We start from the raw sequence: 12,859 nt of genomic DNA, 5'->3' as shown, positions 1-12,859 counted from the left end.
GCACCGCGTCACCGGTCTTCGACGAGGCGCACGAAGTCCTGTTCGTTGCGCTCGGCACGCCGGACGTACCACAGGCCGAGCAGGACCAGCGGCGCGTAGAGGCAGAAGCCGAGGACGGCCCATTCGAGGCGGCGGGCGTCCGGCATGGCCGCGAAGACCAGCGGCAGCGGGCCGATCAGCAGCACGAGGAAGGCGAACACGGCGAGCGCGGCGCGCAGTTGGGTGCGCATCAGGGAGCGGACGTAGGTGTGCCCGAGGGTGGTCTGCTCGTCGATCTCGGTGCGCGGGCGGTAGTAGCCGAACGCCCTGCGGGCGCGGCGGGGCGGGCCGGTGACGACGACGCGCCGCTCGGCGGGGTCCTGGCCGGGCACGGCTACGGCCTCCTCATCAGCAGGTCCCGCAGCTCGCGGGTGTGGCGGCGGCTGACCTGGAGCTCCTCGCCGCCGACCAGGACGCTCACCGTGCCCGCGTCCAGGCGCAGTTCACCGACGTGGCGCAGGGCGACGAGGTGGCGGCGGTGGATGCGGACGAAGCCGCGCGAGCGCCAGCGGTCCTCCAGGGTGGACAGCGGTATGCGCACGAGGTGGCTGCCCTTGTCGGTGTGCAGGCGGGCGTAGTCGCCCTGGGCCTCCACGTGGGTGATGTCGTCGACGGACACGAAGCGGGTCACGCCGCCGAGTTCGACGGGGATGTGGTCGGGGTCGGGCTCGTGCACGGGGATGCGCGGGGCGGCGCCGGTGAGTTCGGCGGCCCGCCGCACGGCCTCCGCGAGCCGCTCCTTGCGGACGGGCTTGAGGACGTAGTCGACGGCCTTGAGGTCGAAGGCCTGCACGGCGAAGTCCTCGTGGGCGGTGACGAACACGACCAGCGGCGGCTTCGCGAACCCGGTCAGCAGCCGCGCGAGGTCGAGCCCGTCGAGGCCGGGCATGTGGATGTCGAGGAAGACGACGTCGATCGCCTCCGGCCCGCCCGGCCCGGACTGCAGCGCGCGGTTGATGCGGCGCAGCGCCTCGGTGGCGTCGCCCGCGCCCTCCACACTGCCCACGCGCGGGTCCGCGTTCAGCAGGTAGAGGAGTTCCTCCAGCGAGGGGCGTTCGTCGTCGACGGCGAGGGCGCGCAGCATGAACCCGGAGTCTAGGAGGAATCCGCACGGGTGGACATGTGCCGGGCGTGCACGTATCTGCTGGATACAGTGCCGACATGAACAGCAGGCCCGCGCCGTTCGACGAGCTCGACCGGAAGATCATCACCGCGCTGATGGCCAACGCCAGGACGAGCTTCGCCGAGATCGGCGCGGCCGTCGGGCTGTCGTCGACTGCGGTCAAACGCCGCGTCGACCGGCTGCGGGAGACGGGTGTGATCACCGGGTTCACGGCCACGGTGGAGCCGTCCGCGCTGGGCTGGCGCACGGAGGCGTACGTCGAGGTGTACTGCGAGGGCGCGGCCCCTCCGCGGCGGCTCGCGGAGGTGGTGCGCAACCACCCGGAGATCACGGCGGCGATGACGGTGACCGGCGGCGCGGACGCGCTGCTGCACGTGCGGGCGCGGGACGTGGAGCACTTCGAGGAGGTGCTGGAGCGCATCCGCACCGAGCCGTTCATCCGCAAGACGATCAGCGTGATGGTGCTGTCCCACCTGCTCCCGGAGAGCCCCGAGGCGGGCGCCACCCAGCCCGCGCCCGAGGCGCCGACCGAATAGGCGTCCGAGTACGCAGCAGCACTGCGCCGGACCGGTCAAAGACGCAGCATTCCTGCGCAGACACGCAATTCTTGTTGCTTGTCGCGCGTCTCGGTCACTTCCTACCTTGGTGTCAACCCTCAGTGACGCTCAGGAAGCGGAGGAACCCCTCTGTGTCCGACACCCGTGTGCCGCGCCGGCGGCGCTTCCTCGTCTGCGAACCCAGACATTTCGCCGTGCAGTACGCGATCAACCCCTGGATGCATCCCGACTCCCAGCCCGACGTCGACCTGGCCCACGCGCAGTGGCACGCGCTGATGAACGCCTACCGCGCCCACGGCCACACGGTCGACGCCCTGGAGCCCGCCCCCGGCCTGCCGGACATGGTCTTCGCCGCGAACTCGGCGGTCGTCGTGGACGGCCGCGTCTTCGGCTCCCTCTTCCACGCGCCCGAGCGGCGCCCGGAGTCCACCCACTACGACACGTGGTTCAAGACGGCCGGCTTCGCCGTCCACCGTCCCGAGTCCGTCTGCGAGGGCGAGGGCGACCTGGTCTGGACGGGGCGCTACGTCCTGGCCGGCACCGGCTTCCGCACCACCCGCGAGGCGCACCGCGAGGTGCAGGAGTTCTTCGGCCACCCGGTGATCAGCCTGACCCTGGTGGACCCGCGCTTCTACCACCTGGACACGGCACTGTTCGTGCTGGACGACTCCGCGGAGGGCAACAACGTCGCCTACTACCCGGAGGCGTTCTCGCCGGGCAGCCGCGAGGTGCTGGCGCGGCTGTACCCGGACGCCGTGCTCGCCACCCTCGACGACGCGCTGGCCTTCGGCCTGAACTCCGTGTCCGACGGCCGCAACGTCTTCATCGCGCCGCAGGCCGAGGCGCTCACCTCCGCGCTCGCCGACCGCGGCTACGTTCCCGTACCCGTCGACCTGTCCGAGTTCCGCAAGGCAGGCGGCGGCATCAAGTGCTGCACCCAGGAGATCCGTTCATGACCGCTCCCGTGACCGCCCGTTCGTCCGCCGACCTGATCCACGCCGAGGAGCCGGTCCTGGCGCACAACTACCACCCCCTGCCCGTGGTGGTGGCCCGTGCGGAGGGCACCTGGGTGGAGGACGTCGAGGGCCGCCGCTACCTCGACATGCTGGCCGGCTACTCGGCCCTCAACTTCGGCCACCGTCATCCGCAGCTGATCGAGACGGCCCACCGCCAGCTCGACCGGCTCACCCTCACCTCGCGCGCCTTCCACAACGACAAGCTCGCCGAGTTCGCCGAGCGGCTGGCCGCGCTGACCGGCCTGGACATGGTGCTGCCGATGAACACCGGCGCCGAGGCCGTCGAGTCCGGCATCAAGGTGGCCCGCAAGTGGGCCTACGAGGTCAAGGGCGTCCCCGCCGACCAGGCGACGATCGTGGTCGCCGCGGACAACTTCCACGGCCGTACGACGACCATCGTGAGCTTCTCCACGGACGAGACGGCGCGTGCGGGCTTCGGCCCGTTCACGCCCGGCTTCCGGATCGTGCCGTACAACGACCTGGCGGCGCTGGAGGCGGCGGTCGACGAGACCACGGCCGCCGTGCTCATCGAGCCCATCCAGGGCGAGGCGGGCGTCGTCATCCCCGACGACGGCTACCTGACCGGCGTGCGCGAGCTGACCCGGCGCAAGAACTGCCTGTTCATCGCGGACGAGATCCAGTCGGGGCTCGGCCGCACCGGCCGCACCCTCGCCGTCGAGCACGAGGGCGTCGTCCCGGACATGCTGCTGCTGGGCAAGGCGCTCGGCGGCGGCATCGTGCCGGTCTCCGCGGTCGTCGCGCGCCGGGACGTGCTCGGCGTGCTGCGCCCGGGCGAGCACGGCTCGACCTTCGGCGGCAACCCGCTCGCCGCCGCGGTCGGCACGGCGGTGGTCGAGCTGCTGGAGACCGGCGAGTTCCAGCGCCGGGCGGCCGAGCTGGGCGTGGTGCTGCGCGGCGGCCTCGCCGCCCTCCTCGGCAAGGGCGTCGCCGGCTTCCGTGCCCGCGGCCTGTGGGCGGGCGTCGACATCGACCCGGCCATCGGCACCGGTCGGGAGATCAGTCAGCGGCTGATGCGCGAGGGGATCCTGGTCAAGGACACCCACGGTTCGACGATCCGGCTGGCGCCGCCGCTCACCATCACGCCCCAGGAGCTGGAGTCGGCCCTGGGAGCGCTGGAGCGGGTGCTCGCCCCGTGATCCCGGCGGGGGCGGCCGGCGCCGCCCCCGCGCACTTCGCCCGTGCGGGTGCCTCCACGCGATGCCCGAAGGGTGAAGATTGGGGCAAGTGGTGGTAGACCACTCTCAGCGACAGAGAGGTCGGCCGTGGGCACACAGGAGGAGCAGGACGTCGGCCGGCAGCGGTTCGACGTGGCCGATGCCGTGCCCTTGCTGCTCGACGCGCAGGGCGTGGTGATCAGCTGGACACGCGACGCCCAGCGGCTGCTGCAGTACACCCCCGCCGAGGTGGTGGGCACCAGGGTTACCGCGCTGCTGGCCGGCGAGGACGCCGCGCGCCTGCCGGAGCTGGCCGAGCGCTGCCGCAGGGACGACGGCTGGGCGGGGCTGCTCACCGCCCGCCGCAAGAGCGGGCAGCAGGTCAGGGTCATGGTCCGGGTCACCCCGGCCGCGGACCCCGAGGGCGCCACCCGGTGGCTCGCCCTCGTCTCCGACCTGGCCGGGGCGCCGGGCTGGGACATGAGCCGCCCGGTGCTGGAGCAGATGGTCACGGGCTCACCGGTCGGCATAGCGATCGTGGACACGACGCTGCGCTGCGTGTGGTCGAACGCGGCGCTGGAGCAGTTCGGCGGCGGCTCCGCCCGCGACCGGCTCGGACGGCGGATGGCGGAGATCCAGCCCGGCCTGAACGCCGAGGGCATCGAGGACCGGATGCGGCACGTGCTGCGCACCGGCGAGCCGGTCTTCGGCTACGAGCAGGTGGGCCATGTACGGGCCGCGCCGCACCGCGAGACCGCGCACATGCTGTCCTTCGCCCGGCTCGACGACGAGCAGGGCCATGCGATGGGCGTCTACTACACGGTCGTCGACGTCACCGAACGGCACCGCGCCCGCCAGCGCCTCGCGCTGCTCGACCGGGCCGGCGAGCGCATCGGCCGCACCCTCGACGTGGTGCGCACCGCGCAGGAACTGGCCGACGTCGCCGTGCCCGACTGCGCCGACTTCGTCGCCGTGGACCTGCTGGACACCGTGCTGCGGGGCGCGGAGCTCACGCCGGGGCCGCTGAACGTCTCGGACCGGGTGCCGCTGCGCCGGGCCGGGCACCAGTCGGTGAACCCGGGCGTCCCCGAGGCCGTCGTCCAGGTCGGCGACGTGGCGCGCTATCTCTCCGGGTCGCCGCCGATCCGCTGTCTGAGCACCGGCAGCTCCTGGCTCGAGGAGCGGCTCGACCCGCTCGCCACCGCGTGGTCCGCGGACACCGGCAACGGCCAGGCGTCGACCTTCCTGGAGCTGGGGCTGCACTCCGTGATGATCGTGCCGATCCGCGCGCGGGGCGTCACGCTCGGCGTCACCATGTTCTTCCGGCGCCGGCGGCAGGAGCCGTTCGACGCGGACGACCTGAGCCTGGCCGAGGACCTCGTGTCCCGGGCGGCGGTCTGCGTCGACAACGCCCGCCGCTACACCCGCGAACGCGATGCCGCCCTGGTGCTCCAGCGCAGCCTGCTGCCCCGCCGGCTGCCCGAGCAGAACGCGGTGGAGGTGGCCGCCTGCTACCGCCCGGCCGACGAGCTCACCGGCCTCGGCGGCGACTGGTACGACCTCATCCCGCTGTCCGGCGCGCGCGTCGCCCTCGTCGTGGGCGAGGTCCCCGGCCACGGCATCGACGCCGCCGCGGCCATGGGCCGCCTGCGCACCGCCGTACGCACCCTCGCGGCGCTGGACCTGCCCCCGGAGGAGGTGCTCGCGCACCTGGACGACCTGGTGGCGCGCACGGCCCGCGAGGAGGGCGTGGCACCGGACTCGGCCGAGGGCGCCGGCATGGAGGTCGCCGGGTCCGGCTGCGTCTACGTCGTCTACGACCCCGTCGACGGGCAGTGCACGATGGCCGCCGCCGGCCATCCCGCGCCCGCCGTGGTGCTGCCCGACGGCACCGTCACCTTCGTCGACCTCCCGCAGGGCTCGCCGCTCGGCGCGGGCGGCCCGCCCTTCGAGGCGGTGGAGCTGGCCCTGGCGGAGGGCAGCACGCTCGCCCTGCACACCGACGGGCTGCTGGCCCGCGAGGACCGCGACTGGGCCGTGGACGCGGACCGCGAGCGGCTGCGCCAGGCCCTGGAGCAGGTCGAACCCGCGCTGGACCTGCGCTGCCGGGCCGTGGTGGACGCGCTGGTCCCGGCCCGGCCGCACGACGACGTGGCGCTGCTGCTGGCCCACACCCGGCTCCTCGGCGTCGACCAGGTCGCGGACTGGGACCTGCCCGCGGACCCGGCCGTGGTCGCCGACGCCCGCAAGGAGGCCGCCCGGCAGCTGGCCGAGTGGGACCTGGAGGAGCTGGCCTTCACCACGGAGCTCGTGGTCAGCGAGCTGGTCACCAACGCCATCCGGTACGCCGCGGGGCCCATCCGGCTGCGCCTGATCAGGGACGGGGCGTCCCTGATCTGCGAGGTCTCCGACGGCGGCGCCACCGCACCGCATCTGCGCCATCCGCGCGCCACGGACGAGGGCGGCCGCGGGCTGCTGCTGGTCTCGCAGTTCACCCAGCGCTGGGGCACCCGATTCGTGCCCGAGGGCAAGGTCATCTGGGCGGAGCAGTCCCTGGAGGATCCTCCGGACTGACGGACGAGCGGTGCAAATGTCGCAGGACGCGAGAAAATGGCGTGAAACCGGCGGTGAAGGCGGTGGCCATGGACGACGAGGCGATCGACTACGCGGCGGTGTTCCAGTGCCTGCCGGGCATGGTGGCGCTGCTGACGCCCGGGCTGGTCTACGCGGACGCCAACGAGGAGTTCCTGCGGATGGCCGGCCGCACCCGTGAGCAGGTCGTGGGCCGCTATCTGTTCGACGTCTTCCCGGACAATCCGAACGACTCCACGGCGTCCGGCATGCGCAACCTCGCGGCCTCCCTCAAACGGGTGCAGGAGACCGGCGAGCGCGACGCCATGGCCCTGCAACGCTACGACGTCGAGGACCCGGAGCGGCCCGGCGAGTGGGACGAGCGCTACTGGAGCCCGGTCAACGCCCCGGTGTGCGACGCGGACGGGAACGTGGTGCTGATGGTGCACCGTGTCGAGGAGGTCACCGAGCTGATCAGGGCCCGGGGCGGCCCGACCGGCAGCCGGTCCCGGGTGCTCGAGGCCGAGCTCTACACCCGCGCCCGCGAGCTGCAGGAGCTCAACGAGCGGCTGCGCCAGGCCCACGCCCGCGAGCGGGAGGTGGCCCTCGCGCTCCAGGAGGCGATGCTGCCCGCCCGCCGGCAGGTCGGCCACCACGACGCCGCCGTGCGCTACCGGCCCGCGGTCGGCGCGCTCAACGTGTGCGGGGACTGGTACGACGTGGTCGACCTGGTGGGCGGCAACCGCATCGGGGTGGCGGTGGGCGACGTGGTGGGGCACGGGCTGCCCGCCGCCGGGGTGATGGGGCAGCTGCGCAGCGCGCTGAGCGCCGCCTCCCGCGTCGCCGCGGGACCGGCCGAGGCGCTGAACGTGCTGGGCCGGTACGCGCACGTGGTCGACGGCGCCGAGTCCGCCACCGCCGTGACGACGTTCATCGACTTCGACGAGCACACCATCACCTACAGCAGCGCCGGGCACCCGCCGCCGGTCCTCGTCCACGCCGACGGGCACATCGAGTTCCTCGACAAGGCCACCGACCCGCCGCTGGACGCGCGCGTCGACCCCATCCCCAGACCCCAGGCCACCGTGCGCTACGACGAGGGCGCCACCCTCGTCCTGTACACCGACGGCCTGATCGAGCGCAGACGCGAGGACATCGACACCGGCCTGGACCGGCTCGCCGACTCGCTCTTCCACCACCGCACCGACGCCCCCGAGACCCTCGCGGACGCGGTGCTCCTGGAGCTGCTGCCACCGGGGGGTGCCACCGACGACACGGCCCTGGTCATCGTCCGGCTGTGAGCGAGCAGAGGGATTCGCGTAGGCACAAGAGCCGGGCGTACGCCAGCAGTTGAGCGTGATCGCGCCATGATGCGGCTTCGGGTTGCTGTCTACCGGCCGGTAACTGGAGGCTGGTGCCGCAGTTGTCGCCACGCCCGCTACGCGGTGTCCACCGTGTTCCGGCGAACTGCGCCTGCACATACACTGGCAACCCCACGACACGCCGGTTGACCTGCTGGAACGAGGCGGCCCAGGCGATCCGCCGGAGTGAGGAGCGACCCCTTTGTTCTATTACGTGCTCAAATACGTGTTGTTGGGACCACTGCTGAGACTGTTCTTCCGGCCCCGTATCGAAGGTCTCGACAACGTACCGGCGGAGGGCCCGGCCATCGTCGCCGGCAACCACCTGTCCTTCTCCGACCACTTCCTGATGCCGGCCATGCTCAAGCGCCGCATCACCTTCCTCGCGAAGAAGGAGTACTTCACGGGACCCGGCGTCAAGGGCCGGCTGACCGCGGCCTTCTTCCGCAGCGCCGGGCAGATCCCGGTCGACCGCACCGGCAAGGAGGCGGGCCAGGCCGCGATCCGCGAGGGCCTCGGCGTGCTGAGCAAGGGCGAGTTGCTCGGCATCTACCCGGAAGGCACCCGCTCGCACGACGGCCGCCTCTACAAGGGCAAGGTCGGCGTCGCGGTGATGGCCCTGAAGGCCCAGGTCCCGGTGATCCCCTGCGCGATGATCGGCACCTTCGAGGCCCAGCCGCCCGGCAAGGTCATCCCGAACCTGCACCCCGTGGTCATCCGCTTCGGCAAGCCCCTGGACTTCTCCCGCTACGCCGGCATGGAGAACGAGAAGGCGGTCCTGCGGGCCATCACCGACGAGATCATGTACGCGATCCTGACGCTCTCCGAGCAGGAGTACGTCGACCAGTACGCGGCGGTCGCCAAGGCGGAGCAGAGCGCGGCGGACAAGACCGCCGAGAAGGAGCGCCGGTTCCCGCGGATGCCGCTGGGATAGCGCGCCGGACGCGCACACGGATGAGGGGCGGCCGGAGATCTCCGGCCGCCCCTCACGTCGTACGGGTGGCGCTTACGGCTTGGGCGTGGCGTGCGGGGTGCAGGTCACGTCCGCGGCGTCCAGCTTGCCGCTCACCAGGTAGGCGTCCACCTTCTGGTTGATGCACGGGTTGACCAGGCCGGTCACACCGTGCGAGCCCGCGTCCTTCTCGGTGATCAGGCGGGAGCCCTTGAAGCGGTGGTGCAGTTCGACGGCGCCGTCGTACGGAGTGGCGGCGTCACGCGTGGACTGCACGATCAGGACCTGCGGCAGGCCCTTGCCGGTCTTGACGTTCACCGGGTTCTGCTGCTTCACCGGCCAGGTGGCGCACGGCAGGTTCAGCCAGGCGTTGGCCCACGTCATGAACGGGTAGTTCTTGTTGAGCGCGGTGTTGTCCCGGTCCCACTTCTGCCAGCTGGTGGGCCACTTGGCGTCCGTGCACTCGACCGCCGTGTAGACCGCGTTGCCGTTCTCCGCGGAGATGTTGCCCGCGGTGTCGGACATGTCCGGGGCGGCCGCGTCGACCAGCGCCTGGGTGTCGCCGGCGACGTACTTGCTGAACACCGTGGCGACCGGCACCCACGAGGAGTCGTAGTACGGAGCGCTCTGGAAGAAGCCGATGAGCTCGGCCGGGCCGACGACCCCGCCGATCGGGTTCTTCTTCGCGGTGGCGCGCAGCTCCAGCCACTTGGCCTGGACGGCCGCGCGCGTGGTGCCGAGGTGGAAGGCGGCGTCATTGGCGGCGACCCAGTCCTCCCAGTCCTTCCAGCGGCCCTCGAAGGCGACGTCCTGGTCCAGGTTGGCCTGGTACCAGATCTTCTCCCGCGACGGGTTGACCACGCTGTCCACGATCATCCGGCGCAGATGGCCGGGGAACATGGTGCCGTAGACGGCGCCGATGTAGGTGCCGTAGGAGACGCCCAGGTAGTTGAGCTTCTTCTCGCCGAGCGCGGCACGGATCACGTCCAGGTCGCGCACGGTGTTCGGCGTGGTCATCTGCGAGAGCATCGCCTTGCCGGTGCGCTCGGCGCAGCCGTCGGCGTACTCGCGGGCCAGCTTGCGCTGGGCCAGCTTGTCCGCCTCGGTGTCCGGCACCGGGTCCATCTTGGGCGCCTTCACGAACTCCTGCGGATCGATGCAGGAGATGGGCGCGGAGTGGCCGACGCCGCGCGGGTCGAAGCCCACGAAGTCGTACGCCTTGGCCACGTTGGCCCACACCGGGTTCTTGTTGGTGACCCGGGTCGGGAAGCGCAGTCCGGAACCGCCCGGACCGCCCGGGTTGTAGACGAGCGAGCCCTGCCGCTCGTCCTTCGTCCCGGTGCTGCCGATGCGGTCGACGGCGAGCTTGATGTGCTTGCCGTACGGCTTCGCGTAGTCCACCGGCACGCTCACCCAGCCGCACTGGATGGGTTTGGCCAGGCCCCAGTCGGCCGGGCAGTCGGCCCAGTCGATACCGGTCTTGGCCGCCTGCTGGGCGGCGATGGCGGCACCGCGGGCCTCGCGGTCCTGTCCGCCCCGCGAGCTCCCGCTCGCGCTTGCACTGGGCGCCGCTACGGCGCCGGCTATGAGTGTGGCAGTCACGAGCGCTCCGGCCGAGCCGAGCGCGGTGACCCGCCTGTTCGGTCTCATTCGCCTCAAGTTTGACCCTCCCCATGTGTCAATTCGGCGGTAGGGGGATCCTGTCGGCTGTGAACTGTCTGAGAACAGGGGTCGTTTACGTTCTTTACCAATCCGATAAACGGAGATGGCCGTCCCGCTCAGCGGAACGTCACCGAAGAGCGGCCAGCGCCTCGTCCAACACCCGCCGCAGCCGCAGCGCGTCGGCCGCCACGGCCCCGACCAGCGCGGCGGGCCCGGCCAGGGGCATGACGACGGCGTCCTCGCCCAGCACCCGGGCCGCCACCGGTTGCGCCGCGAACTCCGGTCGTACGACGACGAGTTGACCGATCGCCCGATGCCCGCCCAGCACGGCAGGACCGTCCCACCCGCCCGGCGCCCCGGGCCCGCAGGCCAGTTCCTGGTCGAGCACGGTCCGTCCCTCGACGCACACCGTAAGACGACTGGTCAGCCGCCCGGGTTCCTCCCCGGCCCGTCCGAGTACCTGTTCCTCGCGCAGCACGAGCCGGGCGCCGGCGGCGAGCTCGGCCCTGGTGGTGACGTGGAGCTCGCTCCCCCGCGCGGAGATCAGCTGCTCGGGCAGCCACTCCAACTCGCCCCCGCCGTCCACCCGGAGCCGCACGTCGTAACGCGCCGCGCCCTTGGCCTGACCCGGCAGCGCGATGGTGGCGGCGGCCGACCCGACGCGCAGCCGTGCTCCGTCCGCCACCTCCGCGCGCACCGCGAACTCGTCCCCGCCGAGCGGCCCGCTCATCGCCCCGACGAGTACGACACGTGCCTCCTCGGCGCTCCCCCGCGTCCGCCGCAGGGCGAGCGGCCCGTCCCCCTCCAGCACGGGCAGGGCCGTACCGCCCCGGCCGTCCGGGCGGGCGACGATCCGGGCGGCGGCGCGCACCCCGCTCACGTTCACGCCGTCCACGCGGCGAGCTGCCCCCGCGCCCAGGCGGCGACGTCCCGCACGCCGGCCTCGCCGCGCAACGACTGGAAGACGACGGGCAATTCGGCCCGCTGCGCCTTGGCGTCGGCCGCCATCCGCTCGAGGTCGGACCCGACGTACGGCGCGAGGTCGGTCTTGTTGACGACGAGCAGATCGGCCGTGGTCACCCCGGGCCCGCCCTTGCGCGGGATGTCGTCGCCCCCGGCGACGTCGATCACGAAGATCTGGGCGTCGACCAGCCCCTTGGAGAAGGTCGCGGTGAGATTGTCCCCGCCGGACTCGACCAGGATCAGGTCCAGCGGCCCGACCTCGTCCTCCAGATCCTCCACGGCCTCCAGATTCGCGGAGATGTCGTCCCGGATCGCGGTGTGCGGGCAGGCGCCCGTCTCCACGGCCGTGATCCGCTCGGGCGGCAACACGGCCTCCCGCAGCAGGAATTCGGCGTCCTCGCGGGTGTAGATGTCGTTGGTGACGACGGCGAGGGAGATATCGTCCCGCAGCATTCGGCAGAGCGCGGCGACGGTCGCGGTCTTCCCGGACCCGACGGGCCCGCCGAGCCCGATCCGCAGGGCGCGGCGTGTTCCGTCGGGACGCCGGGCGTCGGCGCTGAGGGCGGAGGGCCCGGCGTGGGAGTGAGCGTGGTCGAGGTGCATGGCAAGGGCTCCAACGATTCGGCGGGGACGGTACGGGGCTGTCGGGGCGGTGAGGCGAGAGACTGAGGGGGCTGCGGCGAGAGGCGGCTGGGTTGCTACGGGGGGAGCGGCGGGGGCGAGGGCCTACGAGGCGAACAGCCGGACCCCCCACCCGGCGTGCAGCTCGGCCGAGATCTCCAGCAGCGGAGCCGACCCCGCGGGCAGCGCGCCGACGCCCCCGCCGACGACGGCGTGCGCCGCCTCCACCGCCCGGTCCGCCACCCGGTCCACCTCCGGCGCCAGCCGGGCGAGCACCCCCGTCGCGTCGAACGGATCGAGACTCAGCAGCCGCACGACCGCACCGGCCGGCCCGCTCACGCACTCGTACGCCGCACAGTAGGCGGCGTCCGCCGCTCCCAGCCCGGCCGCCCGGGCCACCAGACCCAACACCACGGGCTGATGCACCCCCTTGGGGAACTCCCGTGCCAGGGCGTCGAGTTCGCCGGACGGCCACGTCGCACGACCTGCCCGCAGCAACTGCCGCCCCAGCTTCCGCGCGGCCACCCGCAGCGCGGGCGACGGGGTCCGCGCGTCCGCGGCCGCGTCCAACTCGACCGCGTCCACGCCGAGTACGCCCGCGGCGGCCACCGACGCGGCCACCAGACCCGCCGTCTGCAGCCGCCCCCGGCAGAACTCCTCCAGGCTCGCGGCCCCGGTGATCCGCCCGGCCTTCACCGCGGCCTCGGCCCCACCGGAGTGCGCATGCCCCCCGGCGGGGAAACGCCCGTCGGCCAGGACCAGCAGCGCGGCCCTAGACATCACGCGCCCTGCCATCACGCACTCCGGAATCACGCCCGC

At 72.5% G+C, this 12,859-nt stretch carries 12 protein-coding genes; 6 read left to right on the top strand and 6 right to left on the bottom strand.

What is annotated here, in order from left to right:
* Positions 1-8: 8 nt before the first annotated feature.
* Both ACFU97_RS28905 and ACFU97_RS28900 read right to left on the bottom strand, forming a co-directional pair.
* Positions 9-371 (bottom strand): hypothetical protein, encoded by a 363-nt coding sequence (locus ACFU97_RS28905; protein WP_384262223.1) that lies wholly within the window; start codon positions 369-371, stop codon positions 9-11.
* A 2-nt stretch (positions 372-373) separates the two neighbouring features.
* Positions 374-1,123, bottom strand: a complete 750-nt coding sequence (locus ACFU97_RS28900) for a LytR/AlgR family response regulator transcription factor (protein ID WP_384262221.1) — start codon at positions 1,121-1,123, stop codon at positions 374-376.
* Positions 1,124-1,200: 77 nt separating this feature from the next.
* Here ACFU97_RS28900 and ACFU97_RS28895 point away from each other — a divergent pair, with 77 nt between their 5' ends.
* The 6 genes from ACFU97_RS28895 to ACFU97_RS28870 all read left to right on the top strand — a co-directional run bounded on the left by ACFU97_RS28895 (position 1,201) and on the right by ACFU97_RS28870 (position 8,776).
* On the top strand, positions 1,201-1,698 hold the full coding sequence (locus tag ACFU97_RS28895; RefSeq protein WP_384262219.1) for an Lrp/AsnC family transcriptional regulator: 498 nt from the start codon (positions 1,201-1,203) through the stop codon (positions 1,696-1,698).
* 152 nt (positions 1,699-1,850) lie between these two features.
* Positions 1,851-2,675 (top strand): dimethylargininase, encoded by an 825-nt coding sequence (gene ddaH / locus ACFU97_RS28890; protein WP_384262216.1) that lies wholly within the window; start codon positions 1,851-1,853, stop codon positions 2,673-2,675.
* Positions 2,672-3,892: an ornithine--oxo-acid transaminase gene (gene rocD / locus ACFU97_RS28885; RefSeq protein ID WP_384262214.1), complete on the top strand. Its 1,221-nt coding sequence runs from the start codon at positions 2,672-2,674 to the stop codon at positions 3,890-3,892. The genes ddaH and rocD overlap by 4 nt, the downstream gene beginning before the upstream one ends.
* Before the next feature lie 126 nt (positions 3,893-4,018).
* Positions 4,019-6,484 (top strand): SpoIIE family protein phosphatase, encoded by a 2,466-nt coding sequence (locus ACFU97_RS28880; protein ID WP_384262213.1) that lies wholly within the window; start codon positions 4,019-4,021, stop codon positions 6,482-6,484.
* Between the two features lie 68 nt (positions 6,485-6,552).
* On the top strand, positions 6,553-7,782 hold the full coding sequence (locus ACFU97_RS28875) for a PP2C family protein-serine/threonine phosphatase (protein WP_384262390.1): 1,230 nt from the start codon (positions 6,553-6,555) through the stop codon (positions 7,780-7,782).
* 262 nt (positions 7,783-8,044) lie between these two features.
* Complete coding sequence (locus ACFU97_RS28870; RefSeq protein ID WP_384262210.1) at positions 8,045-8,776, top strand: lysophospholipid acyltransferase family protein; 732 nt, start codon at positions 8,045-8,047, stop codon at positions 8,774-8,776.
* 72 nt (positions 8,777-8,848) lie between these two features.
* Here the strand turns inward: ACFU97_RS28870 and ACFU97_RS28865 are convergent, their stop codons facing one another.
* The 4 genes from ACFU97_RS28865 to ACFU97_RS28850 form a co-directional block, all read right to left on the bottom strand.
* Positions 8,849-10,453: an alpha/beta hydrolase gene (locus ACFU97_RS28865; protein WP_384262207.1), complete on the bottom strand. Its 1,605-nt coding sequence runs from the start codon at positions 10,451-10,453 to the stop codon at positions 8,849-8,851.
* A 130-nt stretch (positions 10,454-10,583) separates the two neighbouring features.
* Positions 10,584-11,351 (bottom strand): urease accessory protein UreD, encoded by a 768-nt coding sequence (locus tag ACFU97_RS28860; protein ID WP_384262204.1) that lies wholly within the window; start codon positions 11,349-11,351, stop codon positions 10,584-10,586.
* On the bottom strand, positions 11,339-12,022 hold the full coding sequence (gene ureG / locus ACFU97_RS28855; RefSeq protein WP_384262201.1) for an urease accessory protein UreG: 684 nt from the start codon (positions 12,020-12,022) through the stop codon (positions 11,339-11,341). Before ureG ends, ACFU97_RS28860 begins: the two co-directional genes overlap by 13 nt.
* 123 nt (positions 12,023-12,145) lie before the next feature.
* Positions 12,146-12,820 carry an urease accessory protein UreF gene (locus ACFU97_RS28850; RefSeq protein ID WP_384262198.1) on the bottom strand — a complete coding sequence of 225 codons (675 nt, stop codon included), beginning with the start codon at positions 12,818-12,820 and terminating at the stop codon, positions 12,146-12,148.
* Between the last annotated feature and the right edge of the window lie 39 nt (positions 12,821-12,859).

This window comes from Streptomyces sp. NPDC057616, from assembly GCF_042800575.1.
Classification (GTDB): Bacteria; Actinomycetota; Actinomycetes; order Streptomycetales; family Streptomycetaceae; genus Streptomyces.
This window is presented reverse-complemented; position numbering and strand designations above follow the sequence as displayed.

Bases quoted from the DNA above. Each gene is read 5' to 3' on its own strand.
- ACFU97_RS28900 (WP_384262221.1), bottom strand. From the start codon at position 1,123: ATGCTGCGCGCCCTCGCCGTCGACGACGAACGCCCCTCGCTGGAGGAA.
- ACFU97_RS28895 (WP_384262219.1), top strand. From the start codon at position 1,201: ATGAACAGCAGGCCCGCGCCGTTCGACGAGCTCGACCGGAAGATCATC.
- rocD (WP_384262214.1), top strand. From the start codon at position 2,672: ATGACCGCTCCCGTGACCGCCCGTTCGTCCGCCGACCTGATCCACGCC.
- ACFU97_RS28875 (WP_384262390.1), top strand. From the start codon at position 6,553: ATGGACGACGAGGCGATCGACTACGCGGCGGTGTTCCAGTGCCTGCCG.
- ureG (WP_384262201.1), bottom strand. From the start codon at position 12,022: ATGCACCTCGACCACGCTCACTCCCACGCCGGGCCCTCCGCCCTCAGC.
- ACFU97_RS28850 (WP_384262198.1), bottom strand. From the start codon at position 12,820: ATGTCTAGGGCCGCGCTGCTGGTCCTGGCCGACGGGCGTTTCCCCGCC.